Origin of the sequence: Massilia eburnea, assembly GCF_009720745.1 — a bacterium.
Lineage (GTDB): Bacteria > Pseudomonadota > Gammaproteobacteria > Burkholderiales > Burkholderiaceae_D > Rugamonas > Rugamonas eburnea.
In genome coordinates this window covers 235342-261882 of sequence record NZ_WNKX01000007.1, presented here as the reverse complement: position 1 = coordinate 261882, position 26541 = coordinate 235342, and the positions used below count along the sequence as shown (strand labels likewise).

Below are 26541 nucleotides of genomic sequence, written 5' to 3'. Positions count from 1 at the left end.
CCTTAAGCTTTGCAGTTTTCCGGCATTTTGCTCATCATTTCCTTCATGCCTTCAACCATCTGTTCCGGCGTCAGGTCGCGCTTGTGGGTGGCGACCGACCAGCTGTGGCCGAAAGGATCGATCAGCACGCCGTAACGGTCGCCCCAGAACATGTCCTCTGGCGGCATCTTGGCGGTGGCGCCGGCCTTGACTGCCTGGGCGTAGGTCGCGTCCGCGTCGGGCACATACAGGTGGATGGTGACTGGGCTGCCTTTCAAGTGTTTCGGGCCGAAGCAGCCATGGTCAGGGAAGTCATCGACCAGCATGATGACCGAATCGCCGATTTTCAGCTGGGCGTGCATGACGCGGCCGTCCGGCGCCGGCATGCGGGAATTTTCCACGGCGTTGAAGGCTTTCTTGTAGAACTCGATGGCTTCTGCAGCGCCCTCGCAGACCAGGTGCGGGGTAACAGTGTGCATGCCTTCAGGAATCGCTTTGACAGTCATGGTGGATCTCCGTTCGTTGTTGAGGGAAGTGGACACCGTTTGCGGCCTCCATAATCCCACGACGAACGGCGCGGCGCCAGATCGACACGATTACAAAAGATTTTTTTGCGCCAGCCATTCCGGGTTGAACAGCCGCGCCGCGTAGGTGGCGCCGCGGTCGCACAGCAGGGTGGCGATGGTGTGGCCGGGACCCATCTGCCGCGCCAGCTCAACAGCTGCGGCGACGTTGATGCCGCTCGATCCGCCCACATACAGGCCCTCCTCGCGCAGCAGGCGGTAGACCATCTGCACGCAAGTCCTGTCGTCGATACGCAGGGCGTCGTCGATGGGCGTGTCTTGCAAGTTGGCGGTGACGCGGCTGTTGCCGATGCCTTCCGAGATGGAACTGCCTTCGCTCTTCAGTTCACCGTGCTTGATCCAGCTGTACAGGGCGCTGCCATAAGGATCGGCCAGCACGATGCGGGTGGCGGGACGCTGTTCCTTCAGGTAGCGCGCTACGCCGGCCAGGGTGCCGCCGGTGCCGGTGGCGCAGGTGAAGGCGTCGATCCGGCCTTCGCAGTCGTGCCAGATTTCGGGGCCGGTGTGCTGGTAATGGGCCTGGCGGTTGGCCAGGTTGTCGAATTGCTGGGCCCAGATGGCGTTGGGCAGTTCCTGTGCCAGGCGGCCGGCGACTTTCTGGTAGTTGTTCTCGTCGGCGTAGGGGACGGCTTTCACGGGACGGACTTCGGCGCCCAGGGTGCGCAGCATGGCGAATTTTTCTTCCGATTGGGTGTCGGGGATGACGATCACGCAGCGGTAGCCGCGCGCCGCGCACAGGTGGGCCAAGCCGATGCCGGTGTTGCCGGCGGTGCCTTCGACCACGGTGCCGCCGGGGCGCAGGCGGCCCGAGCGTTCGGCGTCGAGGATAATGGCGAGGGCGGCGCGGTCCTTGACGGAGCCGCCGGGGTTCATGAACTCGGCTTTGGCAAGGATGTCGCAACCGGTCTCGGCCGAGAGGCAGGCGAGACGGATCAGGGGCGTGTGGCCGATGGCGCCGGCGAAGCCTTGTTTGGTGCGCATGGCTTCAATTTAGACCAAAACCCGGTAATGCGGGGTCAGGCCCTGTACGGTTTCACGAATGGGGCTGGGCCCCACCCGCGGCGGCTGAGCAGACAGGGTCTGACCCTTGGGTCAGACCCTGATTTACCGGGTTTAAAGCGCGCGCAAAGTGATGGTGAACTTCAGCCCGCCACCCTCGCGATTGGCCACCTCCAGCTCAGCCTCATGCCGCGACAGCACGCGGTCCACAATCGCCAACCCAAGGCCAGCGCCATTGGCCTGCCCGCGCGCCGTATCCAGCCGCGTGAACGGCTTCAGCAACTGCGCAATCTGCTCATCCGGCACACCCACGCCGTGGTCTTGCACCTCCACCACCACCCGCTTGGCGGTATGCATGCCGCGCACCGTGCACTTGATATCCACCTCAGCCACGTCCGTCCCCGGCGTCTTGCCGTAGCGTCGCGCATTCTCGACCAGGTTGGCAATCACCCGTTTCAGGTCGGTCGCATTGCCCAGCACCTGCGCATGCTCCGGCAGCTCAGCCGTCATCTTCACATCGGCCTGCCGCCCCGCCTCATGCGCGCAGTCGGACAGCAGCGCCACCATATCCACATTGATGAAGCTGGACGCCTCCGTCGGCTTCGCATAATCGAGGAACTGCGCGATGATCGCATCCATCTGCGCGATATCGGACTGCATCCCTTCGCGCGCTTCCTGCGACAGGTTGGCCATCTCCACCTCCAGCTGCATGCGCGCCAGCGGCGTGCGCAAGTCGTGGGAAATGCCGGCCAGGATCACCGCGCGGTCCGATTCGACCTGCTCCAGGTCATCGACCATCTGGTTGAAGCTGCGGTTGGCCTGCCGCACCTCCTGCGGCCCGACTTCGGGCAGCGGGTCGGGATGGTTGCCCTGGGCGATCTGGCGCGCCGCCTCGGTCAGGCGTTTCAGGGGCAGGTTGATCAGGCTGGAAATCAGCGCCGCGCCAAGCAGCGACACCACCGACACCACGCCCGCCCAGCCCAGCCATTCGACGGGACTCTGCAAGCGTTCGCGTTCCATCATCAGCCAGTAGCGGTCGTCCGCAATCTTGAAGCTGACCCAGTAGCCGGGCACGCCGTTCACTTCCGAGGAAAAGCGTGTGTCGGCGCCCAGCTTGGCGCGCACCAGGGCGTGGATATCGGACATCAGTCCGGAAGACGGCGCCGGCGCCACCTCGTCGTCATCCTCCATGGTGAAGACGCGGATGCCTTCATTCGACACCAGCTCGAACAGCAGCTCGCGCCGCAAATCGGGCGCCGAGTGGGTGAGGGCGGCGCGGGTGATGGTCACCACCGATACCACCTGGGCGGCAGTCTGCTGCGCCAGCGGTTCGCGCTGGAGGTAGTTGACCATGCCGAACCAGGCCGACATGGAGAGCGTGATCAGCACGCTCAGCATCAGGAAAGTGCGCCAGAACAGGCCGCTGGTCAGCGACGCCGGGCGCGGCAGGCGAAATTTCATCGGCAGCCCAAAATCAGCGTGGCTGGCCCTCTGGGATGAAGACATAGCCCAGGCCCCAGACGGTCTGGATGTACAGCGGGCTCGATGGATCGGGCTCGATCAGCTTGCGCAGGCGGGAAATCTGCACGTCCAGGCTGCGGTCGAACACCTCGTATTCACGGCCGCGCGCCAGCTCCATCAGCTTTTCGCGCGACAGCGGCTGGCGCGCATGGCGCGCAAACACCTTCAGCACCGAAAATTCGCCGGTGGTCAGCGGCACGGTTTCGCCGTTTTTCTTGAGCGTACGGGTGCCAAGGTCCAGCACGAACTGGCCGAATTCGAAGCTTTGCGGGTGCTCGGACGGCGCGCCCGGGATTTCGTCCGGCTGCTTGCGGCGCAGCACGGCGCCGATGCGGGCCACCAGCTCGCGCGGGTTGAAAGGCTTGGGCAGGTAGTCGTCGGCGCCCATTTCCAGGCCGACGATGCGGTCCACGTCTTCGCCCTTGGCGGTCAGCATGATGATCGGGGTCTGGTCGCCGGCGCCGCGCAGGCGGCGGCAGATCGACAGGCCGTCTTCGCCGGGCAGCATCAGGTCCAGCACCAGCAGGTCATAGCGCTCGCGCAGCCACAGCTTGTTCATGGCGGTGGCGTTTTCGGCGGTGACGACGTTAAAGCCTTGTTCGGTCAGGTAGCGGCGCAGCAGGTCGCGCAGGCGGACGTCGTCGTCCACCACCATGATCTTGGCCTGGTGGCCGTGCTGGCCGCCCGGTGCGGCTGGAGGATTAGTGGTGGTATTCATAAAAGTGTTGATCTTGTTGAATTGTCAGATGCATGTCGCTATGGTAACGTCATATTCGTCGCCGGCGCCATACCGGTGAAAACTCATTACAAATTCTTACAAACTTTACCCGGTCGCTCTTACTATGGAAAGGAGGAGCGCATACACTGCGGGCATGGATAGGCAAGTACCACGAGGACTGCGATGAAACTTGGTGTGAAAACAGGATTGGGCAAAGCGGCTGCAGCGCTGTGCGCGGCCCTGTGCTGCACCTTGATGGCGAACGCGCAAGCGCAGTCCAACCGCCAGATGCGGCAGCAGGAACGCCGCGAAGAACGGCAAATGGAACGGCAAATGGAGCGCCGCGAAGCGCCGCGCGATTTCCGCGAGAGCCGCTACAACGACTTGCGCGAAGCGCGCGAGCGTTCGTATGAAGGCCGCATCGACGAGAGCCAGAACAGCGCGGAGCCGCCGCGCCGCAACGGCCGCATGACGGCCGACGAGCGCCGCGACCTGCGCCGCCAGATCAATGAAGCGGGCCAGCAAGTGTATTCCTTGCCTCCGAGACGGTGATTGTGACGTTTACGTAACGCTAAGAAAACTTTCGGCTCCAAAAACCTCCGTTTTTTGATGTTTTGCGTGTAATATTGATTGCCCGCAAGACAACGCGCCTTGGCGCGCCCAAGATCAGGGCACTGGAGGAAGAGCCTTGTCCCACACAGCAGAACAGGAAAGCAGCGCCGGCTTGCCGCCGGGCGTCGTGCAGCGCGCCGATGGCGTGTTCCTCGACGTGCGCCTGCCCGCGCCTGAACTGACCAATGCCATCGACGCGCTGTTCCGCAGCGGTCACGTGCTGCGCGGCCTGGATTATCCGGCGCTGGCGCGCGCCTTGTACGGCGTGGGACCGGAGCTGGCGCCCAATGCCGGCTTGCTGGCGCGCGTGGCCGAGCGGCTGGAACCTTTCCCGCCCGAGCGCCATTCCCTGTACCGCAACGTCAAGATCCGCGACGGCGAGGCGGAATACTTCTTTGAACCGATCTACCTGCCGGCCGAGGAGCTGGAGGACGGCACCTTGCTGCCGGAACGACTGGCCCAACTCGACTTCGATGAATTCGTGGCCGATATGTGGCTGAAGAACGTGCGCTTTGGCATCCAGGTGGCGGCGGTGCGCGCCGCGCTGGCTGCGCCCAAGGGCGAACGGGTGGCCGCCGCACTCGACCTGGAGCCGACCCCGGCCCAGGATGCGCAGGTAGTGGAGGTGGCGCCAGAACTGCACCGCAGCGATGCCCCGCGCCAGCGCGCCGACGGCACCGTGGACCTGACCAGCTTCCAGAACCGCTTCCCGCAGATCAAGCAGGGCGTGCGCCTGCTGCAAAAGCTGCCCGGCGTGCCGGGGGAACCGGGCCGCAATATTGCCGGCCTGCCGCTGGCGGCGCTGGCGCCGAAAGACGTCGATTTCCAGCGCTTCGCAGGTGAGGGCACGGTGATCGCGCGCGAGCACGACGGCGAATTCCTGGTGGCGGCGCGCGAAGGCTTCCTCAACGTCGATCCGAAAAGCGGGCAGGTGGCGCTGAGCGACAAGATCATCAGCCGTGAAGGCGTCTCCGGCCGAACTACGGGCAACCTGGAGCTGATGGGCGCTTTCGAGGAATTCGGCGACGTGCAGGAACTGCGCGACGTAAACGGCAGCGATATCACGGTGCACGGCGACGTGTTCGGCAATATCCACTCCAGTGGCGGCACGATTATCCTGGGCCGCAACCTGGTGGGCGGCAAGGCGGTCAATGCCAAAGGCGATATCCAGGTCGATGGCGTGGCTTCCGGCTCGACCATCCAGACCGCCAGCGGCACCGTCACCATCAAGGGCCGCGCCGAGAGCTGCGTGATCAGCGCGCCGAAGGTGGTGATCGCCGAAGCGTCCAATTGCGAAATCTTCGCCGACGAAGTGCAGATCGAGCTGGCGATCGGCTGCGCGGTGGCCGGCCGCAGCGTGCTGGTGGAAAGCGCCGGCCCGCGCAAGAGCAGCGAAATGTTCGTCTATGTCGTGGTGCAGGACGTGGCCGGCCATGACGCCGAACTGGAAGCGCTGCAAAAGCAGGTCGCCGTCCACGAGGCAGAAATCGCCGCCTGGCGCGCCGAGCATGACCGCCTGAACGCCCTGGCAGAAGTGCGCAGCTACCTGACCCTGGCAGAAAAGCTGCGCAAGGGCGAGATCCACCTGACTCCGGCCCAGGTGCCGCACCTGAAGAAGGTGGCCGCCGCCGTGGCGCCGCAGATCAAGGCCATCGGCCAGCTGGTGCAATCGATCAAGGTCGGCGAAGAGGCCATCGGCGGCGCGCGCAAGCGGCGCGACGAACTGGAAGAACTGAAGCGCGGCGCCGCAGCACGTTCCTCGGTGCGGGTCAGCATGGTGGACGGCGAAGTCCTGGTGCGCACCCTGCCGCTGGCGGAAAACGTGGCGGCCAACTTCATGGCCCAGCCCAAGGATTACAAGACCATGCTGCGCGGGCCACGGCTGGACAGCGTGGCGATCTTCGCCGGATCGAGCGGCAGCGTGAACTGGCATGGCGCTTCGCTAGCCGAGCCGGGCGCAGGCTGATGGGCCATTAGCCGTACAATGGCGCAACAGACTATCCCGGGAGACATGGTGCCTGCAGACGCTGCATCGGCCGCCGCCGCGGCGGCTGGCGATCTGCCATCGTCGCTGGTCCAGCGCGCCGATGGCGTGTATTTCAAGGCCGAAGCCCCAGCGTCCTTGCTGCAGGCGGCTGCCAACCAGGTGTTCCTCTCCGGCGCCGCCTTTCGCGGACTCGATTACGGCGTCTTCATCCGCGCCCTGTACGGCGCCGGCCCCGAGCTGCCGGAAGGGATGAAAGACCAGGCGCTGTGGCGCTTTGCCGACGAGATCGCGCCATTTCCCACCGCCCGCCGCGCCCTGTACAAGGCAGTGCGCATTGTCGGCGGCGACGCGGAATACTATTTCGAACCCGTGTTCATCGAGGCCGAAGGGCTGGCGCCGGTGCCGGCCCGCCTCGACTTCGGCGAATTCGTGGCCGATATGTGGACCAAGGGCATACGTTTCGGCATTGATGCGCCGGCCGTGCGCGAAGCCATCGCCAGCGGCAAGGTGGCGCGTTTGATTGTCGCGCGCAAGCTGCCGCCGGCGCCGGGGCGCGACGCGGCCATCGTCGAAGTCTCGGAAAGCATCCACCGCTCCAACGCCCCGCGCCTGCTGGCCAATGGCCGCTTCGATTTGCACAGCTTCCAGAACCGCTTCCCGCAGGTGAAGGCCCGGGTGCGGCTGCTGCGGCGCGAACCGCCGGTTGCCGGCACCCGCGGCTTCGAGCTGTCCGGCATCGTGCTGGAACCGCCGGCGCCGCGCGACGTGGAACTGACCACGGTGGCCGGCGAAGGCACGGTGGTCGAGCACCACGATGGCATCGACTACCTGGTGTCGTCCACCGAAGGCTTCATCAACGTCGACGGCAAGAGCAAGCGCATTTCCATCGGTCCCAAGATCGTCAGCCGCGAAGGCGTGTCCGCGCGCACCACCGGCAACCTGCAGCTGGACGGCGACTACGAAGAATTCGGCGAAGTGCAGGAGCAGCGCACGGTGGAAGGCGGCAACATCACCGTGCATGCCGACGTGTACGGCCACATCATCTCGCGCGGCGGAACGATTGCCCTGCAAAAGAACCTGATGGGCGGCAGCGCCACCAATGCCGACGGCAATATCCGCGTCGCCGGCGTGGCCTCGGGCGCGCTGTTGCAGGCGAAGACGGGCGAAGTGGTGCTGGGCAAGGCGCAGAACTGCGTGATTACCGGTAGCCGCGTAATCATCACCGAGGCTTACAACTGCGAAATCATGGCCGACGAAGTGCTGATCAAGCTGGCCGCCGGCTGCGCGATTGCCGCGCGCCGCATCGAGATCGACAGCGCCGGCCCGCGCAAGCAGGCCGAAATGCAGCTGCACGTGATGGTCCCCGACACTACGAAATACGACGAAAAGCTGGCCGAATGCGCCGCCCGCGCCGAGAGGGGCGAACAGCAGGCCGCGCGCTGCAAGGAGCAGATGGACACGATCACCGCCGACCAGGAAGTGCGCAACTATCTGCAACTGGCCAGCAAAGTGCGCAAGCAGGAAGTGACGCTGAACCAGGAGCAGCTGGTGCTGTTCCAGAAGATGGCGCTGAAAGTCGGCCCCTCGCTGAAGATGGTCGCGCGCCTGCAGGTAGCGATGAAAGAAGCCCAGGCCGCGCAGCAGAAAGAGCAGGAGCTGGGCGAGCACGTCTACAAGCAAAAACTGATGGTGATTGGCAGCGCCCGCTGCACGGTACGGCAAGTAACGGGCGAGCTGCTGGTGCGCAAGCTGGTGTTCAATCCCGACCTCGGCCCCGCCTACCTCTTGCCGCCGAAAGAAGTGAAGCTGCGCGTGCGCACCGCGCTGGGCTCGCAGCAGCCCCTGTTCCACGCCGGCAGCGGCAGCTTCGACTGGAGCGCCAGCGCAGCTTGATTAGATGGCGGCGTAGCAGGGCAGGGCGCCGAGGGGCAGGTCGTGGAACAGGTTGTGCTCGGTGTCGTTGATCATGCGGTTGGCTTGCAGCATGCGGATTTTCGACAGGTAGTCGCCGACCGCCAGCACGCGTCCCATCGGCGACAGGGCGCCGCCTCCGCGCGTGTCTTCCTGCTCGCGGATCGCTTGCGTGACGGCGGGCGAGAAGTTCCAGGCTTCCGAGATGCCGGCTGAAATGGCGCGGCCTTCGCGAGCAAGGCGGGCGCGGAAAGTGGCGGAACCCAGTTCGCCGGGCTTGGCGCCCACGCTGTCCATCACGCGCAGGGCCGTCAGCAGGCCGGAGTTCACCACCAGGCCGGCCAGGAAGGCTTCAAACGGTTCGACGCCGAATTCCGGCGCCAGCATGCGGCAGGCAATGGCGCTTTTTTCCGACTGGTCCCAGATGCGCGGCGCCAGCAGCTTGGTGTAGTAGCCTGAGTTCAGGTCGATAATCGGCCGGAAAGCGACGGAGGTGATCAGCTGGCGCAGGCCTTCCTGCCCGACGACGATGACGGCGTGCTCGACGCTCTTGATGGTGGTCGGCTCGCCGCTGTTCAGGATGGCGGCATTGGCCAGGCGCAGCACGGAGCCCACCAGTACCAGGTCGCTGGAGATGTTGCGGGCGATGTCGGCGCCGGCGAAATTTTCGCTGCGCAGGCTTTGCAGCAGCTGCGGGATCACGCCTGGCATGCGGCGCAGCATGTCGGCGGCGTTGTGGCCCGATTGCGCGGCCATGATCAATTCGTGCAGCACGCGGCCTTCGGGGGCGTTGGTGTCGAGGGCTTCGTCTTCGCGCAGGTTGAACAGCCAGCGCTGGAAGGTGGAGTTGACCAGGTCTTTCTGTTCGAAATCGGGGCCGCCTTCCACCGCGGGCGAGAGGATCGGGGCGCTGGGCGGCGCCGCAGGCGGCTCCGGCGCGCATTGCAAAGCCGGCTTTGGGCTGCTTTCAGGTTTGGCGAGCAGTCGCTTCAGCCATTGGTACATTGTTGCTTTCCCCAGCAATTGTCATGAAAGCATTGTAGCCTAGGAGGATTCCTTTGAGGATGGTCAAACTGCTTGCTGTTGCGTAACGGTACGATGGCGAGGAGTATCACCGGAATCAGAGGAGCACTATGGAAGCCGACCTGCGACAGTACCTGACGTTCCGCCTGGGCGGCCTTGAGTATGCGCTGGACTACCGCCGCGTGCAGGAGTTGCGTCCATTGAGCGCGCTCGAACGCATTGCTTCGGGCGGGGAATTGGTGGAGGGTGTGGCTTTGTCGCGCGGCGTGATCATGCCCATTGTGGACATGCGCGTGGCGTTCGGCCCGCGCCCGCCGGCGCACGATCCGCGCACGGACGTGATCATCCTGCAGCTGTCGACTTGCGTGATGGGCATGGTCACCGATGGCGTGACCGACCTGGTGACGCTGCCGGCATCGAGCGTCCACCCCTTGCCGCATGTGGGCGAGGAAGTGGATTACCTGCTGGGCATGGGCCTGCTGGGCGAACGCAAGCTGATCCTGCTCGATATCGACCGCCTGATGGCGGTGCGCGGCACGGGGCGCCAGCGTCAGGCGGCCAGCGCTTCCAGCTGCTCCTGAAGCTCGAGCCATTCCCCTTCCAGCTGCTCCAGCTCCTTGCTGCATTCGACCTGGTCTGCCAGCAGGGTTTTCAGCTTTGGCTTGTTCTCCGCTTCGTAGATCGCGGGATCGGCCAGGGCAGCGTCGATCGTGGCTTTCTGCTCGCTGCGCTGGGCCATGGCGGCTTCCACCTTTTTCAGGCGGTTTTCCAGGGGCTTGCGCTGGGCGGACAGGCGCTGGCGCTGCTCGGCTTCCAGGCGTTTCTGTTCCTTGCGGTCGACGGGCGAGACTTCGACCGCTGCGGCGGCGCTGCCGGCGGCAGGCGCGGGGCTGGCGGCAGCCGGCTTTGCCATCTTGGTTTGCAGCAGCCAGTCCTTGTAGTCATCGAGGTCGCCGTCGAATTCGCGCAGGCGGCCGTTCTCGACGATGATGAATTGCTCGGTGGTGGCGCGCAGCAGGTGACGGTCGTGCGATACCACCAGCAGGGTGCCTTCGAACTGTGCCAGCGCGTCGGTCAGCGCTTCACGCGTTTCCAGGTCCAGGTGGTTGGTCGGTTCGTCCAGCAGCAGCAGGTTGGGACGCTGCCACACGATCAGGGCCAGCGCCAGGCGTGCCTTTTCGCCGCCGGAGAACGGGGCGATCTTGCTGGTCACCATTTCGCCCGGGAAGTTGAAGCTGCCCAGGAAGTTGCGCAGTTCCTGCTCGCGCACGGTCGGCGCCATTTTCTGCAGGTGCCACAGCGGCGATTCGTCGTGGCGCAGCATCTCCACCTGGTGCTGGGCGAAGTAGCCGATCACCAGGCCTTTGCCGGTGGTGGCGGTGCCTGTCAGCGGGTCGATGTCGCCGGCGATGGTCTTGATCAGGGTCGATTTGCCGGCGCCGTTCACGCCCAGCAGGCCGATACGCTGGCCTTGCACCAGGGAGAAGGTCACGCCGCGCACAATGGTCTTGTCGCCCTGGTCGGTGTGGTAGCCGCAGTTGACGTCTTCCATCACCAGCAGCGGATTCGGCGCGCTGACCGGGTCGCGGAATTCGAAGCTGAATTCGGCGGCGGCGCGCAGCGGCGCCAGTTCTTCCATCTTGGCCAGCTGCTTCATGCGGGACTGCGCCTGGCGCGCCTTGGTGGCCTTGGCCTTGAAGCGGTCGATGAACGATTGCAGGTGGGCGCGGGCGCGCTGCTGCTTTTCGATCGCCGACGCCTGCAGCACCAGGTGGGCGGCGCGCTGGCGTTCAAAGCCGGAGTAGTTGCCCGAGTAGCGTTTCAGCTTGCGCTCGTCGATGTGGACGATCACGTTCACGATCTCGTCGAGGAAATCGCGGTCGTGGGAAATGATGATCAGGGTGCCGGGGTAGCGCTTCAGCCAGTCTTCCAGCCAGATGATCGCGTCCAGGTCCAGGTGGTTGGTCGGTTCGTCCAGCAGCAGCAGGTCGGAAGGACACATCAGGGCCTGCGCCAGGTTCAGGCGCATACGCCAGCCGCCCGAGAAGCTCGCTACCGGCTGCTGCATCTGCTCCAGCGTGAAGCCAAGGCCAAGCAGCAGCTGCTCGGCGCGCGACTGGACGGTATAGGCGTCGGCGTCGGCCAGGGCGGTGTGGACGTGGGCGATCTCGATGCCGTGCTCCGGGGAGTCCGGCATGGCTTCCAGGCGGGCCAGTTCGGCTTGCAATTCGCGCAGGTGGGCGTCGCCGTCGATGGCATAGTCGATGGCGGTGCGTGGCAGGGCAGGGGTCTCCTGCGCTACGTAGGCCATGCGCCAGCTTTTCGGGAAGTCGATGTCGCCCAGGTCCGGGTGCAGCTCGTTGCGCAGCATGGCGAACAGGCTGGATTTGCCGGCGCCGTTGGCCCCGATGAGGCCGATCTTGTCGCCTGGGTTCAGGGTCAGGTCGGCATTTTCCAGCAGCGGTTTCAGGCCGCGCATCAGGCTGACGTTGGTGAAGCGGATCATTTCGTGGTCATTCTCGTTAAAACCCGGTAAACCTGGGTCAGACCCAAGGGTCAGACCCCGGCTATGCCGAAGCCGCGGACAGTGGCACAGACAGGGCTTGACCCTTGGGTCTGACCCCGCTTTGCCGGGTTTAGATTTTCAGTTGGTCAGCAGTCAGCAGGAACACCATATCATCGCCCTGGCTGGTCGTCAGCCAGGTCAGCCCCAGTTCGCCAAAGGCTGCCTCCGCAAACTCTTTCTCATTGCCGATTTCAACGATCAGCAAACCGTCATCGGTCAAACGTTCAGCCGCACCGGCAACGATCTTGCGCACCAGGTCCATGCCGTCCGCGCCGCCGTCCAGGGCGATCTGCGGCTCGTGCAGGTATTCCTGCGGCAGCTTGGCCATCGACGAAGAATTCACATACGGCGGGTTGCTGATGATCAGGTCATACTTCTTGCCCGCCGGGACGTTGGCGTACAGGTCCGACTGGATCAGGTTCACGCGGTCATTCAGCTTGTAGGTGTCGACGTTCCTGCGCGCCACTTCCAGCGCATCGCCAGAGATATCGACTGCATCCACCACAGCATCCGGGAAGGCGTCCGCCATCATGATGGCCAGGCAGCCCGACCCCGTGCACAGTTCCAGGATGTTCGACACGTTGTCCGCATCATTGACCCACGGCGCGAAGTAGGAAGGAATCAGTTCTGCGATATAGGAGCGCGGCACGATGGTGCGCTCGTCGACGTAGAAGTTGTAGGTGCCCAGCCATGCCTCGTTGGTGATGTAGGCAGCCGGTACGCGCTCGTTGGCGCGGCGCTCGATCACGGCCAGCACTTCGGCCACTTCTTCCGGCTGCAGGCGCGCGTCCATGAACGGCTCCAGGCGGTCCAGCGGCAAGGCCAGGGTGTGCAGCGTCAGGTAGGCCGCTTCATCGTAAGCCTCGGCGCTGCCATGGCCGAAGAACAGCTTGGCCTTGTTGAAGCGGGTGACTGCGTGGCGAATCAGGTCGCGCGGGGTGGTGTACAGGGTGGTATCCATAATGTTTTTCTTAGCGCAGGAGGTTTTCCAGGGTGCGGCGGTAGATGTTCTTCAGCGGGTCGATGAAGCGCAATTCGATGTGCTCGTCGATCTTGTGGATGCTGGCGTTCGGGGGGCCAAATTCTATCACCTGGGGACAGATCTGGGCGATGAAGCGCCCGTCGGAGGTGCCGCCGGTGGTGGACAGTTCGGTGTCGACGCCCGTTTCATCCTTGATGGCGTGGCACAGCGCTTCGGAAAGCGTGCCGCGCGGTGTCAGGAAGGGCAGGCCGGACAACACCCAGTCCAGCTGGTATTCCAGACCGTGCTTGTCGAGGATGGCGTGCACGCGCTGGCGCAGGCTCTCGTGCGTGGACGCGGTCGAGAAGCGGAAATTGAAGTCGATGTGCATATCGCCCGGGATCACGTTGTTGGCGCCCGTGCCGGCCTTGATGTTCGACATCTGCCAGGACGTCGGCAGGTAGTACTCGTTGCCATGATCCCAGACTTCGGCCACCAGGTCGGCCAGTGCCGGCGCAGCCAGGTGGATCGGGTTCTTGGCCAGCTGCGGGTAGGCGATATGGCCCTGCACGCCCTTGATGGTCAGGCTGCCCGACAGCGAACCGCGGCGGCCATTCTTGATCATGTCGCCCAGGGTCTTGTCGGAAGTCGGCTCGCCGACGATGCAGTAGTCGATGCTCTCGTTGCGCGCCTTCAGCTTCTCCACCACCTTGATAGTGCCGTCCGTTGCCGGGCCTTCCTCGTCGGAGGTGATGAGGAAGGCGATCGAGCCCTTATGTCCAGGGTTCGCGGCCAGGAATTCCTCGCAGGCGACCACCATGGCGGCGATCGAAGTCTTCATGTCGGCAGCGCCGCGGCCATACAGCTTGCCGTCGCGGTGGGTCGGGTAGAAGGGCTCGGACGACCATTTCTCGACCGGGCCGGTCGGCACCACGTCGGTATGGCCGGCGAATACCAGCACCGGGCTTTCCGTGCCCTTGCGCGCCCACAGGTTGGTCACTTCGCCGGAGACGATGGTCTCGCAGTGGAAGCCCAGCGGCTCCAGCCAGGATTTCAAATGGTCCTGGCAGCCTTTATCGTCGGGCGTGACGGACTCGCGTCCCAGCAGCTTTTCGGTCAGGTCGAGGGTGCGGGAGGCGCTCATGCTGCGAAGATTTCCTGGTACATGGCGTCGTTGAAGCCGACGTGGGCTTTCGCGCCTGCGCCCACCAGCACCGGGCGCTTGATCACGGAAGGGTTTTCCAGCATCAGCGCAACGGCGGCATCGGCGCTGGTGACGGCGGCTTTGCGCTCGTCCGGCAGGGCGCGCCAGGTCGTGCCCTTTTTGTTGACCAGCACTTCCCAGTCCAGGGTTTTCAGCCAGGTGCGCACGGTGGCTTCGTCCAGGCCCTGTTTCTTGAAGTCGTGGAAGGTGAAGTCCTGCTGTCGGCTGGCCAGCCATACGCGGGCTTTCTTGACGGTGTCGCAGTTCGGGATGCCGTAGAGGGTAATCATTCGGAAAAATATTGTTGTGCTGGGCCGCGGTGCGGCCGAAGGACGACATTATATCGTGGCATGGACGTGACAAGCCGTGTCTGTTTTGCTAATGTTTCCGGAAGTCACCAACGGATCAGCGGCATGACGACACCACCCAGGACAGAAGCAAAGATCAACTTATCGCGCTCCAAAGAACTGGAGCGACGCGCATTGGAGATGGCGCTGTCCCGCGCCGCCTCCGACGCCGAACGCGCTGCTATCGAGCGCCTGCTGGCGTTGCGCGAACAATTGCAGGCCGAGCGTGAAGCCCACAATGAACTGATGATCGCCCGTCGTCATGCGCGGGGGGAGTTTTTCAGCGATGCCAAGGTAAAGGCCATCAATGCAATGGGCCAGAGCAGCAAGGAGATCGACAAGACGGTCAACGAGTATTACGCAAAGCAGGACGGCGCCATGGGCGTGCTGAAAGCGCATGGGATGTCGCATTTTGGCTGGGGCATCGTCTCGCAACGCAGCAGCATCAGCGCTTTCCCGGCCGATGTTGTCGACGACGTCCGGCGCATGCGCAAGCTGGAGGAGGCCTTCGCCAATGAATGGATCGCGGCGATCGCCGATCCCGCTTTCAACGCCAAGCTGATGGAGCGCCGGCGCGAGGCTGCCAAAATGTTCCGCTCGGCGGGCATGCCAATGTGGCTGGTTGCGCAGCCGGCGTGCCCGCTGCAGCCGGACATGGATGCGGGTGCGCTGGGCCGCGCCTGGAGCAAGCTCGAGGCGATCAGCGAGGAGGCGGGCCTTCCTGCGCTGTCAAAGTACGTTGGTATCGACGGCCAGGCAGCACAGGACGGCGCGCCGGCTGTGGAAGTGCTGAAAGCGGTCGACGGACTGCTCGCTGCAATCGACGCAACGGCAAAAAAGCTGCCGGCCAAGAAGGCCACGCTGGCTGCGCTGGAGGAAGTGCGCGCCATCCTGCACTGGGCGGAGCAGCACCGGGCGCCGGTCTATTTTGAGGTGGAGTTCTGAAGCGATGATGCTGTTTGTGCGTTTGTGTGCCGCGCTGGCCCTGTTCCCGCTTGCCTGCTTCGCGGGGAAGCGTCGTCGTTCCGGCAGCTCGCGAGGGCAATAGGTCAAGTGCGGAAAAGTAGTCACTTGTAACCAGTTGTAATTTTGTGGAAATGGGGCAACATTATAAAGTTTCTAATTGACGATTAGATATCGAAAGTGATCTGATGATCGCCTCATCCTCATGGAGATCATCAGAATGAAGCACAAAGTATTGCCCCTCGCAGTCCACCTGGCCCTTGGCACCCTGGCCTTCGCGCCGGCAGTCCAGGCGCAAACCACCTCCGGACCGGAAGCTTCGCAACCGATCCAGCGTGTGGAAATCACCGGCTCGAACATCCGCCGTACCGACAAGGAGACGCCAAGCCCTGTGCAAGTGCTGACCGCACAGGATTTGAAGGCTTCCGGCTATACCTCCGTTTCCGAAGTGCTGCGCAACGTGACGGCCAACGGCCAGGGTACGCTGTCGCAAGCATTCAGCGGCGCCTTCGCCGGCGGCGCCAGCGGCATCTCGCTGCGCGGCCTGTCCGTGGGCGCCACCCTGGTGCTGATCGACGGCCACCGCATGGCGCCTTACGCGTTGTCCGATGACGGCCAGCGCAGCTTCGTCGACATCAGCCAGATCCCGTTCGAAGCGATCGAACGCATCGAGATCCTGAAAGATGGCGCGTCTTCCGTGTACGGCTCCGATGCGGTGGCCGGCGTGGTCAACGTGATCCTGAAGAAGAGCATGGTCGGCGGCAGCATCACGGCCGAAGGCGGCGAATCCTCGCACCACGACGGCAAGACGGCCCACGTCTCCGGCATCTATGGCTGGGGCGACCTGGATGCGGACGGCCACAACACCTACATTGCGGTCGAATACCGCAAGCAGAACAAGATCCTGGTGACCGATCGCCTGGGCAAGGACTTCACCCGCACCGATTGGACCGCACTGGGCGGCCGCGATCGTACGCGCGGCGTGCCAACGCCTTCCAACGGCGGCCAGCCAGGTTCCCTGACCGGCTACCTGGTCGACCCGAACACGGGCGAAATCTCCGGCTTCCTGCCAGGCTGTAACCAGGCCATGCTGGACGCCAAGCAGTGCGCCTACCACGACAACGACCTGGAACTGCAGCCCGAGACCAAGAACATCAACGTCATCGGCTCCTTCGTGCAGAAGCTGGGCGGCGACTGGAAGCTGAACCTGAAAGGTTCCTACTTCCGTTCCGATGCCGAACAGCTGGGCCGTTATGCCAACTCCCTCGCGGTTGCCGGCGGCCTGACCGGCCTGCAGTTTGGCCCGCACTATCCGATTCCGGTGGCGACGCCGCTGGCCGGCCCGCTGCTGCTGACCGTTCCGGCCACCTATCCGGGCAACACCACCGGCGCGCCGCAGCTGCTGCAGTACAACTTCCCTGAACTGGGCGGTACCCGCACCGGCCTGAAGTCGGACACCGTGCGCTTCGTCGGCGACGTCACCGGCACCCTGGGCGACTGGGATCTGACCGCTTCGATCGGCTACAGCAAGAACACCGTCAAGCAGGACGTTGACGGCAACTTCAACATGGCCAACCTGCAGGCTGCCTTCAACGATCCGGTACACCCTTACCTGGTTGGCGCCGCGGCTTCCGGCAATGATCCGGCCCTGCGCCAGTTCATTGCCCCGACGATGCGCAGCAAGTCCACCAGCGAACTGTCCTTCGTCAGCCTGCGCGGTTCGCGCGAACTGGCAACCCTGCAGGGCGGTGCGCTGGCATTGGGCCTGGGCGCGGAATACACCTACCGCAAGCTCGACGCAGTTGCGCCGGACGCAGTGGAACAGGGTACCCAGGCTGGCAACAACGCCTGGGCCATCGGCAACCAGAAAATCGCGGCTACCTACGCCGAACTGGTGGCGCCGGTGCTGAAGAACCTGGAACTGGACGCCTCGCTGCGTTATGACCATGTTCAAGGCGTCGCCAATTCGACCACGCCAAAGGCTGGCTTCAAGTACGTGCCGATCAAGGAGCTGACCCTGCGCGGTACCTACACCAAGGGCTTCCGTGCGCCTAACCCGGCGGAATCCGGCAACACCGGCAGCTTCTTCGCCGCCAACGGCACCGACGACCCGGTCCTGTGCGCCAACCCTGGCGACGACAAGACCACGGTTCCTGGCAACTACCCGCAGCAATGTAACGTGGCCCTGGGCGGCGTGCAGATGCCTGGCAAGAACCTGAAGCCTGAGAAATCCAAGTCCTACACCCTGGGCATGATTTTCGAGCCGAACAAGATGTTCAACCTGTCGGCGGACTACTACCATATCCGCGTCGACAACCAGATCATCAGCGCCTACAGCGATCCGGGCTACGATGCGATGCCATTCGTGGTGCGCGCCGCCACGCCGGTTGCGCAGCCTTACGTACTGCCGGACGGCACGCTGGGCACCAACACGCCGGCAGTGGGCAATATGCTGTTCGCGCCATATCCGTATGAGAACGCGCTGTTCACCACCACCCGTGGCCTGGACATCGACATGCGCTTCCGCTTCAATGTGGCAGGCGTTGGCAAGATCACTGCGGAGCTGATCGAGTCGCATATGTTCAGCTACAAGCAGGGTACTGCGGGCGGCGATGCAATCGAACTGGCTGGCACCCACGGTCCTTCCGGCGTGTCGGGCGACACCGGCAACCCACGCGATCGCGCACAGCTGATCCTTGGCTTTGACAATGGTCCTCTGAACGTGACCGGCACCTTGAACTGGGTGTCCGGCTACAGCGTGACCGACCCGTCGAATGGCTCGGCACAGACCTGTAAGGACGCAATTGCCTTCGGCAGCGGCGCCTTTGCCAATGCACCGCAAGAGTTCTGCCGCGTGAAAGCATTCAGCACGTTCGACCTGAGCGCGTCGTACAAGCTGACCGACCGCTGGACCCTGAGCGGTTCGATCCTGAACCTGTTCAACAAGCAGGCGCCGCTGGACTTCCAGACCTACGGCAGCGCAGCGTCGACCTTCTACAACCCAGCCCTGCACCAGTCGGGCGCAGTTGGCCGCTTCTTCAACATCGGCGCCAACTACAAGTTCTGATTCGTAGGGCTTGAACACAAGCGCCGCTTGCCAGCAATGGCAAGCGGCGCTTGCTTTTTTGGGCGGCGGAGCCCGTGCCGCAGTCGCTGGCTACAGGGTGCTGAACGCGGGGACGTAGATGTCGCTGAATTCTGGCGGCAGGCGTTTGGGGCGGCCGGTGGAAAGTTCAATGCACACCAGCTCCCATCGAGCGCGCAGCACAGTGGTGCTGTCGTGCTCCCGCACCAGCTGGAAGTGGCGCTGCATGGATAGCGGGCTATCGCCAGCCGTGAGCCAGGTGCCGAGCAACAGCGCTTCGCCCTCATCGGTCGCGAAGATGTAATCGAACTCGCTGCGCCGGATCGCCATGCCGCGATCCAGGCGCTTGTAGTCGGCCAGTGTCAGGCCGAGTGCGTGCGAATGCGCCCAGCCGGCATCCTGGCACCAGCGGACATAGACGGCATTATTGGTGTGGTCCAGGCCATCGATATCAGCCGCTTGCGGCCGTACCGGCAAGATGAACGGGTTGGGGCGATCCCAGGTCATCGCCGTGGCCCCTCGGCCGGGCAAAGCAGCAAGGCTGCGCGCATGCTCAACGGCTTTTCAGGATGGAACCGAGCACACCGCGAATGATTTCGCGGCCCACCTGTGAGCCGATGCTGCGCGCGGCGGATTTGACCATCGCCTGCACGGCGCTGTCGCGCTTGCTGCTGCCGCTGCCGAATATTCCCCCCAGCACGTCGCCGAAGATGGAGCCGCCGCTGTCCGCCGGTGCAGGAGCCGGCGCTGGCGCGCGCCCGAGTGGGCCAGGCGCGGGGGCGCTTGGCGCCGGGGCGTCGGCGGGCGCCTTGCCTGCATTGGCCACGCGGCCGGTCAGCTTTTCGTAGGCCGATTCGCGGTCGACCGCTTTTTCGTACACGCCTGCCACGATGGAGTTGTCGCGCGCGGCCTGGCGCTCGGCTGGAGTGATCGGACCCAGTTGGGATGCCGGTGGCAGCACGAAAGCGCGCTGCACGATTTGCGGTGTGCCTTTCTCGTCGAGGAAGGAGACCAGCGCTTCCCCCACGCCAAGCTCGGTGATCACCTGCGCCACGTCGAGGGCTGGGTTCGGGCGGAAGGTTTCTGCCGCCGATTTCACGGCCTTCTGGTCGCGCGGCGTATAGGCGCGCAGGGCGTGCTGCACGCGGTTGCCCAGCTGGCCGAGTACAGTCTCCGGAATGTCGAGCGGATTCTGGGTGATGAAGTAGACGCCGACGCCCTTGGAGCGGATCAGGCGCACCACTTGTTCGATCTTTTGCAGCAGTGCTTTCGGCGCTTCGGCGAACAGCAGGTGGGCTTCGTCAAAGAAGAACACCAGCTTGGGCTTATCGAGGTCGCCAACTTCCGGCAGGTTCTCAAACAGCTCGGACAGCATCCAGAGCAGGAACACCGCGTAGATGCGGGGCGCGTTCATCAGCTTGTCTGCGGCGAGGATATTGACCACGCCTTTGCCTGCTGCATCGGTTTGCAGCAGGTCGTCGATATTCAGCATCGGCTCGCCGAAGAAGTGGGCGCCGCCTTGCTCCTCAATCGTCAGCAGGCCGCGCTGGATGGCGCCGATGCTGGCCGCACTGACGTTGCCGTAGCTGGTCTTGTAGTCGGCCGCGTTGTCGCCCACATGCTGCAGCATGGCGCGCAGGTCCTTGGTGTCGAGCAGCAGCAGTCCGTTATCGTCGGCGATCTTGAACACCAGTTGCAGCACGCCTTCCTGGGTGTCGTTCAAATTCAGCATGCGCGCCAGCAGGGTGGGGCCGAGGTCGGAGACGGTGGCACGCACCGGGTGGCCTTGCTCACCGAAGACGTCCCAGAAAGTCACGGGACAGCCGGCCCATTGCGGCGTTTCGATTTTCAGCGCTTCCAGGCGCTTGGCCATTTTCTCGCCCAGCACGCCAGGCTTGGCCATGCCGGACAGGTCGCCCTTGATGTCGGCCATGAAGACCGGCACGCCGATGTCGGACAGGGACTGCGCCATGCGCTGCAATGTGACGGTCTTGCCGGTGCCGGTGGCGCCGGTGATGCAGCCGTGGCGGTTCACCAGGTTGGACAGCAGGTCGAGGGTCTGTGCTTCGGTTTGTGCAATCGGCAGGGCAGTGCTCATCTTGGCGGAATTTCTTGTTGATATGAAATTCCGATCATACCATCAGCATCGCCGATATCGATTGCGTGCTGCCAGCAAGGAGAATAGGCCCAGCAACAGCAGCGCGCATGTGCCTGGCTCGGGAATCGTGGCCAAACGGTATTCCGTTCCTGAGCCGGATATGAGTGACGTGCCCTGGGGGGCGAAGATTTCGAGGCTCACGGTATTCCCGAAGTGCGCAAAGCCGCCTAAGCTGCCGCTGACTTGCAGCAGCGCGCCGAGGCTGATTTGCGTTCCATAATCGAGTGCGAATGTTCCGCTCAGGCCGCCTTGCGGAGCACTTGCCAGCAGGCCTCCGAAATAGTCGGCGACGATCGCCACCTGCTGTCCGTTCACGTCCAGTGTGATCGACATGCTGGCCGCCGTCCCATTTGTCGATTCACCGGTGCCGCCCAGCGCGCCATCCGTATGCAGGACAAAGGTCACCATTTGCGGACCGGTGAGCCCGCCCAGCATGATCCAGTCGCTGAATTGCGCCAGGGAGCTACCGCTGCTGAAGGTATTGGGCGAGGCGGTGAACGAGCTGTCGACGCTTGCTTTCAGCGTGCCGTAGGCAGCCTGGGAAAAGGCGCCCCCGTAGCTATTGCTGAAGGAGAGTGCGCTGCCATTTTGGGAAATTGTATTGACGACGGTAAGGGGGGCGCAATTGGGAGCACAGGAAAAGTAGTTAATGGTCGACAGGAGCGACGCCCGGGCGAACGTTGCGTTCACCAGCAAGGTGACCATCAGAAACAGTCGTAGCAAGGATTTCATGGGCGCCCCTTCCGTCGATTGCTAACGCGGAGGGAATGCAAGAAATGCGCCCAAACAACTAAGTCTCTAGTATTCAGTGACTTACGGTTTGGAGCGCATCAGGCTGCGGTACGACTGTAAAAATTTACGACAGGGTAACTTACGAGTTGAGAGTGAACTCGGTGAAGGATGCATCGGTCGGCGACTTCAGCTCCTCTTCCTCGACAGGCGGCGGCGCTTCCATGCGGTGGCTCAGCGGACAGGCTCTATGGTCGTGCCAACATTTCTGAAACTTCCGCGCAATAATTCCCGCAGTATTCCAAGGCAAAATCCTTGCTGAGCCCAATGGAGCGGGCCCTGTCGAAATGCGCGTTAGCCAACGATGTCTTGCCGGATTTTTTGAGCAATGATGCCTTGATCAGGTGTGCAAGCGCAGTGATGTTCTCGGCGATGGGGTATTTCATGATTTTCAGCGACTCTTCGCCATATTTGATGGCACCATCGACATCGTTGATGTGCAACAGGATGCCAGCGTAGTTCCCCCAATTCCACGCACTTGAGGGGTCGAGGTCAAGCTGCTTTTTGTAATAGGCGGCCAGCATTTCAGGATGCCCAGCGCGTTCGTACGCGGCCATCAGCAATTCGTCGTTGGTGCGGGACTTGTCTGATTCTTCAAGGTTTTCGAGGATATCGATAACGGCCTGGTAGCCCTTAAGCTGCCACATCAGCATCGCCTCACTTGCGCGTATGCGGCTGGACGGGATATCGCTGGCTCGGGCATCTACAAGCAGTTTGCCGGCTTTGCCATTGTCACCGTTGCTGAGCGCTATGGCGAATTTGTTCGAAAAGATTCGGCCATTCGCAGTTTTCGAGGGAGGAATCGAATCCAGTATTTTCTCTGCTGCGGAACTGAATCGCGGATCGTATTTCGCGATCGCATTCTCGTGCCGTCGATATCCCTTCTTCAAGAGCCACTCCGCCTTGGCAAGTTGCACCGCCTCCAGCCCCGGCGTTTCTTGGCCCTGCCTTTCAATGATTTCGTAAGCACGGTCGAAGAAAACAGAGTTGTTGCTCGCTCCGCCCGTCATTCTGGTAGCGATCCTCATTCGCTGTTCAGGGTCCTTGAAGGACGCAAACACGATTTCTGTTACATCAACTCCTTGCGTTGGCTGTGCTGTGAGTTTCGAGGTCTGATCGATCAAATAGGCTGCGGCCAGTAAAGCTTTGCTGTTGTCCTTGGAAAGGATGAGAGCCTTGCGGCCATATGACAGCGCCTTATCGTACTGCTTTTGGCGGCGGTAGAAGTCTGCCCAATTGTAAGGAAGCCAAGGGTCGGCAGTTCCTAGCCGTTCTGCATAGTCGAGCGATTTCCTGGCATTTTCAAAGTCGCCGAGATTCAAATAGGCATGGCCGGCAAGCACATAGGATTTGGGGTAGGCGGGGTCCTTCTTCTGTATCTCAGCAAGAATTTTCAACGCTTCACGATTCGCCTTGCCATAGTCATTTCCCCCAGTTGATCCAAGGAGGATGGTCAGGCGCGCCTTTTCAATGTAGACCGGTAAAAAGTCGGGATCAGAATGGATAAAACTGTCGATCTTTGCCCGGGCAATGACGATCTTGCTGTTTTCCCCCGACCAGTCATTGAGCGTTTTCTCGATGTCCGAGTAGAGCGCTTGCTTCGGCGCGCTCAGCGCGGACGCATCGGTGTTCGTCGCTGCATGGGAATTGAAGTGAACTGCGCAGATGAAGGTGATGAATGCCTTGTGAAACATCATAGCCCCGCTCGAGAGTTGAAACCCGTGCTGCGCTTGCTATTGCAAAGGACTTTCAGCCGCGTAGCGAAACCTACGCCACGCGGCGCGCGTCGGCGCTCAGATCAGGAGTTCAGGGTGAACTCGGTGAAGGAAGCGTCGGTCGGCGACTTCAGCTCTTCTTCTTCCACTGGCGGCGGTGCTTCCATGCCGTGGTTCAGCAGCCACAGCAGGTTGGTTGCGGAGTCGGCGTTGGCCAAGGCTTCGTCCTTGGTGATGGCGCCGTCCATGACCAGCTTGTACAGCGCCTGCTCGAAGGACTGCGAGCCGGGCGACAGCGATTTTTCCAGCGCTTCCTTGATCGCGCCGATTTCGCCTTTTTCGATCAGGTCGGAAATGTAGCGGGTGTTGACCATGATTTCGACCGCTGGCGTGCGGGTGCCGCCGCCGGCGGAGCGGATCAGGCGCTGCGAGACGATGGCCTTTACGGTCGAGGACAAGTCCTGCAGCAGTGCAGGGCGGTTCTCGATCGGGTAGAAGGAAATGATGCGGTTCAGCGCGTTGTACGAGTTATTGGCGTGCAGGGTTGCCAGCACCAGGTGGCCCGATTGTGCGTACGCCATTGCGGAAGCCATGGTTTCGCGGTCGCGGATCTCGCCGATCAGGATGCAGTCCGGCGCCTGGCGCATGGAGTTGCGCAGGGCGGTGTAGAAGTCCTTGGCATCGCTGCCGATTTCGCGCTGGTTGACGATCGACTTCTTGTTGCGGAACAGGTATTCGATCGGGTCTTCCAGCGTCAGGATGTGGCCCGAGCGCAGTTCGTTGCGATGGTCCAGCATGGAGGCGATGGTGGTGGACTTGCCGGAGCCGGTGGCGCCGACCAGCAGCACCAGGCCGCGTTTTTCCATGATCAGGTCGGCCAGGACCGGCGGCAGGCCCAGTTCTCCCAGCGGCGGGATGCTGGCCGGGACGAAACGGAAGACGGCCGAAATGCTGCCGCGCTGGCGGAAGGCCGACAGACGGAAGCGGCCCAGGTTGGCCACGGAGATACCCATGTTCAGCTCATTGGTGTCGTCCAGTTCCGCCATCTGCTCGGGGGAGCAGACTTCGGCCAGCAGGGCGCGCAGGTTTTCGGGCTCGAGCTTTTGCTGGTTGATGGGGATCAGGATGCCGTTGATTTTCAGGTGCACCGGCGAGCCTACGGCGAAAAACATATCCGAGGCGTTTTTTTCCTTCATCAGCTGGAACAGGCGGTCCATGGCCATATTGTTGGTATCTCCCTTTTTTAAACCCGGTAAGGCGGGGTCACACCCAAGGGCCGGGCCCTCGAGTTGCAAGCTGCGCTGACCGGGTCAGACCCTGGGGTCTGACCCAGCTTTGCTGGGTTTAAACCCCGCGCAGCAGTTCATTAATGCCTGTTTTAGCGCGGGTCTGTGCATCCACGCGCTTGACGATTACAGCGCAGTACAGGCTGTACTTGCCGTCAGCCGACGGCAGCGAGCCCGAAACCACCACCGAGCCAGCCGGTACGCGGCCATAGAATACCTCGCCAGTGGTGCGGTCGTAAATCTTCGTCGACTGGCCGATGTACACACCCATCGAAATCACCGAGTTTTCTTCCACAATCACGCCTTCCACGATCTCGGAACGCGCGCCGATGAAGCAGTTGTCTTCGATGATGGTCGGATTGGCCTGCATCGGCTCCAGCACGCCGCCGATGCCCACGCCGCCCGACAGGTGCACGTTCTTGCCGATCTGCGCGCAGGAACCCACGGTGGCCCAGGTGTCGACCATGGCGCCTTCGTCGACATAGGCGCCGATGTTCACGTAGGAAGGCATCAGCACCACGTTCTTGCCGATGAAGGAACCGCGGCGCGCTACAGCAGGCGGCACCACGCGGAAGCCGCCCTTGGCGAAATCTTCGGCCGAGTAGTTGGCGAACTTGGTAGGAACCTTGTCGTAGAACTGCATGGTGCCGTCGGAAGGCATGACCACGTTGTTCTCCAGGCGGAAGGACAGCAGCACGGCCTTCTTGACCCACTGGTTGACGATCCAGGCGCCGTTTTCTTTCTGGGCGACGCGCAGCGAGCCGTTGTCCAGGCCAGCCAGCACGTGGTTGACGGCGTCGCGCACTTCGGCGGTGGCGTTGGACGGGTTGATCTCGGCGCGGTTGTCCCACGCGGTTTCAATAATTTGCTGGATGCTCATTTTTACTGGCTTTTCAGTTGATGACAGAATTGGACGATACGGCGCGCCGCTTCCAGGCCTTCCTCGGTCCCGGCAACCAGCGCCATGCGGATGCGGTTGCGGCCCGGGTTGATGCCGTGGGCGTCGCGCGCCAGGTAGCTACCCGGCAGCACGGTGACATTGTACTCGGCGTGCAGGCGGCGGGCGAATTCGGTGTCGGACAGGCCGGTGCGGGTCACGTCGGCCCACAGGTAGAAGCCGGCGTCCGGCATTTGCACGTCCATCACTTCCTGGATAAGGGGCGTGATGGCGGCGAACTTGGCGCGGTACTGCGCGCGGTTTTCCTCGACATGGGTTTCGTCGTTCCAGGCGGCGACAGAGGCGGCCTGCACGTGCGGGCCCATGGCGCTGCCGTGGTAGGTGCGGTACAGCAGGAATTTCTTCAGTACTTGGGCGTCGCCAGCCACAAAGCCGGAGCGCATGCCCGGCACGTTGGAGCGCTTGGACAGGCTGGAAAACACCACCAGGCGGGCGTATGGCTCGCCAACCTTGGTCAGGCCGAGGATGTTGGCCGCCTGCATGGCGCCCAATGGCGGCTCTTCGCTGTGGTAAATCTCCGAATAGCACTCGTCGGCGGCGATGATGAAGTTATAACGTTCGGACAGGGCGAACAGGTGCTCCCAGTCGGTCAGCGTCAGCACGGCGCCAGTCGGGTTGCCCGGCGAGCAGATGTACAGCAGGCGCACGCGCTGCCAGACGTCTTCCGGCACGCTGTCGTAGTCCGGCGCGAAATTGCGGGCCGGGTCGGAATTGACGAAATACGGCTCGGCGCCGGCCAGGAAGGCCGCGCCTTCATAGATCTGGTAGAACGGGTTGGGACACATCACCAGGGCGCCGGTATCGGGCGCGATCACGGTCTGCGCCAGCGCAAACAGCGCCTCGCGCGAGCCGTTCACCGGCAGCACCTGGGCGGCGCGGTCCAGCGTCGGCAGGTCGTAGCGGCGCTCCAGCCAGGAGGCGATGGCATCGCGCAGCGCTTCGCCGCCGGCGGTCACCGGGTAGCTGGCCAGGCCGTCCAGGTTGTCGATCAACGCCTGGCGGATGAAGGCTGGGGTAGGGTGTTTCGGTTCGCCCATGCCAAGGCTGATCGGCTTGAAGGCGGGATTCGGGGTGCTGCCGGCGAACAGCTGGCGCAGTTTTTCAAACGGGTAGGGCTGCAGCTTGTCGAGATGTGGATTCATGGCGAAAACGGCTGGTTGAGCTATTGATTATAT

General features: G+C 63.0%; 22 protein-coding genes. 6 read left to right on the top strand and 16 right to left on the bottom strand.

What is annotated here, in order from left to right:
- Positions 1-2 precede the first annotated feature (2 nt).
- The 4 genes from GM658_RS12085 to ompR all read right to left on the bottom strand — a co-directional run bounded on the left by GM658_RS12085 (position 3) and on the right by ompR (position 3801).
- The gene (locus GM658_RS12085; protein WP_155454287.1) at positions 3-485 is read right to left on the bottom strand and encodes a VOC family protein; all 483 of its coding nucleotides are present in this window, start codon (positions 483-485) and stop codon (positions 3-5) included.
- Positions 486-575: 90 nt separating this feature from the next.
- Positions 576-1544 (bottom strand): cysteine synthase A, encoded by a 969-nt coding sequence (locus tag GM658_RS12080; RefSeq protein WP_155454286.1) that lies wholly within the window; start codon positions 1542-1544, stop codon positions 576-578.
- Positions 1545-1676: 132 nt separating this feature from the next.
- Positions 1677-3023 carry an ATP-binding protein gene (locus GM658_RS12075; RefSeq protein WP_155454285.1) on the bottom strand — a complete coding sequence of 449 codons (1347 nt, stop codon included), beginning with the start codon at positions 3021-3023 and terminating at the stop codon, positions 1677-1679.
- Between the two features lie 13 nt (positions 3024-3036).
- Positions 3037-3801: an osmolarity response regulator transcription factor OmpR gene (gene ompR / locus GM658_RS12070; protein ID WP_155454284.1), complete on the bottom strand. Its 765-nt coding sequence runs from the start codon at positions 3799-3801 to the stop codon at positions 3037-3039.
- A gap of 195 nt (positions 3802-3996) precedes the next feature.
- Here ompR and GM658_RS12065 point away from each other — a divergent pair, with 195 nt between their 5' ends.
- The 3 genes from GM658_RS12065 to GM658_RS12055 all read left to right on the top strand — a co-directional run bounded on the left by GM658_RS12065 (position 3997) and on the right by GM658_RS12055 (position 8293).
- A complete protein-coding gene (locus GM658_RS12065; RefSeq protein WP_155454283.1) occupies positions 3997-4353 on the top strand; it encodes a hypothetical protein in 357 nt (118 codons plus the stop codon).
- A 136-nt stretch (positions 4354-4489) separates the two neighbouring features.
- Positions 4490-6379: a flagellar assembly protein A gene (locus GM658_RS12060; protein WP_229416870.1), complete on the top strand. Its 1890-nt coding sequence runs from the start codon at positions 4490-4492 to the stop codon at positions 6377-6379.
- Between the two features lie 18 nt (positions 6380-6397).
- A complete protein-coding gene (locus GM658_RS12055; RefSeq protein WP_229416869.1) occupies positions 6398-8293 on the top strand; it encodes a flagellar assembly protein A in 1896 nt (631 codons plus the stop codon).
- Here GM658_RS12055 and GM658_RS12050 read toward each other — a convergent pair whose 3' ends face one another.
- The gene (locus tag GM658_RS12050; RefSeq protein ID WP_155454281.1) at positions 8294-9316 is read right to left on the bottom strand and encodes an HDOD domain-containing protein; all 1023 of its coding nucleotides are present in this window, start codon (positions 9314-9316) and stop codon (positions 8294-8296) included.
- A 128-nt stretch (positions 9317-9444) separates the two neighbouring features.
- Here GM658_RS12050 and GM658_RS12045 point away from each other — a divergent pair, with 128 nt between their 5' ends.
- The gene (locus GM658_RS12045; RefSeq protein ID WP_155454280.1) at positions 9445-9915 is read left to right on the top strand and encodes a chemotaxis protein CheW; all 471 of its coding nucleotides are present in this window, start codon (positions 9445-9447) and stop codon (positions 9913-9915) included.
- On the opposite strand, the gene GM658_RS12040 is transcribed toward GM658_RS12045, so the two are convergent.
- The 4 genes from GM658_RS12040 to GM658_RS12025 form a co-directional block, all read right to left on the bottom strand.
- Positions 9885-11840, bottom strand: coding sequence for an ATP-binding cassette domain-containing protein (locus GM658_RS12040; RefSeq protein ID WP_155454279.1), 1956 nt, complete (start codon positions 11838-11840; stop codon positions 9885-9887). The two genes, GM658_RS12045 and GM658_RS12040, sit on opposite strands and share 31 nt — an antisense overlap.
- A gap of 130 nt (positions 11841-11970) precedes the next feature.
- Positions 11971-12861: a 50S ribosomal protein L3 N(5)-glutamine methyltransferase gene (gene prmB / locus GM658_RS12035; RefSeq protein ID WP_155454278.1), complete on the bottom strand. Its 891-nt coding sequence runs from the start codon at positions 12859-12861 to the stop codon at positions 11971-11973.
- A gap of 10 nt (positions 12862-12871) precedes the next feature.
- Positions 12872-14005: a succinyl-diaminopimelate desuccinylase gene (gene dapE, locus GM658_RS12030; protein WP_155454277.1), complete on the bottom strand. Its 1134-nt coding sequence runs from the start codon at positions 14003-14005 to the stop codon at positions 12872-12874.
- Positions 14002-14355 (bottom strand): ArsC family reductase, encoded by a 354-nt coding sequence (locus tag GM658_RS12025; protein WP_155454276.1) that lies wholly within the window; start codon positions 14353-14355, stop codon positions 14002-14004. The genes dapE and GM658_RS12025 overlap by 4 nt, the downstream gene beginning before the upstream one ends.
- Positions 14356-14478: 123 nt before the next feature.
- Here GM658_RS12025 and GM658_RS12020 point away from each other — a divergent pair, with 123 nt between their 5' ends.
- Together GM658_RS12020 and GM658_RS12015 are read left to right on the top strand one after the other, a co-directional pair.
- Complete coding sequence (locus tag GM658_RS12020) at positions 14479-15357, top strand: hypothetical protein (RefSeq protein ID WP_155454275.1); 879 nt, start codon at positions 14479-14481, stop codon at positions 15355-15357.
- A 238-nt stretch (positions 15358-15595) separates the two neighbouring features.
- Complete coding sequence (locus GM658_RS12015; RefSeq protein ID WP_170298780.1) at positions 15596-18442, top strand: TonB-dependent receptor; 2847 nt, start codon at positions 15596-15598, stop codon at positions 18440-18442.
- Positions 18443-18532: 90 nt separating this feature from the next.
- On the opposite strand, the gene GM658_RS12010 is transcribed toward GM658_RS12015, so the two are convergent.
- The 7 genes from GM658_RS12010 to dapC all read right to left on the bottom strand — a co-directional run bounded on the left by GM658_RS12010 (position 18533) and on the right by dapC (position 26508).
- Complete coding sequence (locus tag GM658_RS12010; RefSeq protein ID WP_155454273.1) at positions 18533-18967, bottom strand: acyl-CoA thioesterase; 435 nt, start codon at positions 18965-18967, stop codon at positions 18533-18535.
- Positions 18968-19013: 46 nt separating this feature from the next.
- The gene (locus GM658_RS12005) at positions 19014-20558 is read right to left on the bottom strand and encodes a helicase HerA-like C-terminal domain-containing protein (RefSeq protein WP_155454272.1); all 1545 of its coding nucleotides are present in this window, start codon (positions 20556-20558) and stop codon (positions 19014-19016) included.
- A gap of 42 nt (positions 20559-20600) precedes the next feature.
- On the bottom strand, positions 20601-21350 hold the full coding sequence (locus GM658_RS12000; protein ID WP_155454271.1) for a PEP-CTERM sorting domain-containing protein: 750 nt from the start codon (positions 21348-21350) through the stop codon (positions 20601-20603).
- A gap of 245 nt (positions 21351-21595) precedes the next feature.
- Entirely contained in the window at positions 21596-23104 is a 1509-nt protein-coding gene (locus GM658_RS11995) for a tetratricopeptide repeat protein (RefSeq protein ID WP_155454270.1), read from the bottom strand.
- 101 nt (positions 23105-23205) lie between these two features.
- Positions 23206-24345: a PilT/PilU family type 4a pilus ATPase gene (locus tag GM658_RS11990; RefSeq protein WP_155454269.1), complete on the bottom strand. Its 1140-nt coding sequence runs from the start codon at positions 24343-24345 to the stop codon at positions 23206-23208.
- A 121-nt stretch (positions 24346-24466) separates the two neighbouring features.
- Entirely contained in the window at positions 24467-25288 is an 822-nt protein-coding gene (gene dapD, locus GM658_RS11985) for a 2,3,4,5-tetrahydropyridine-2,6-dicarboxylate N-succinyltransferase (protein WP_155454268.1), read from the bottom strand.
- A 2-nt stretch (positions 25289-25290) separates the two neighbouring features.
- The gene (gene dapC, locus GM658_RS11980) at positions 25291-26508 is read right to left on the bottom strand and encodes a succinyldiaminopimelate transaminase (RefSeq protein ID WP_155454267.1); all 1218 of its coding nucleotides are present in this window, start codon (positions 26506-26508) and stop codon (positions 25291-25293) included.
- Between the last annotated feature and the right edge of the window lie 33 nt (positions 26509-26541).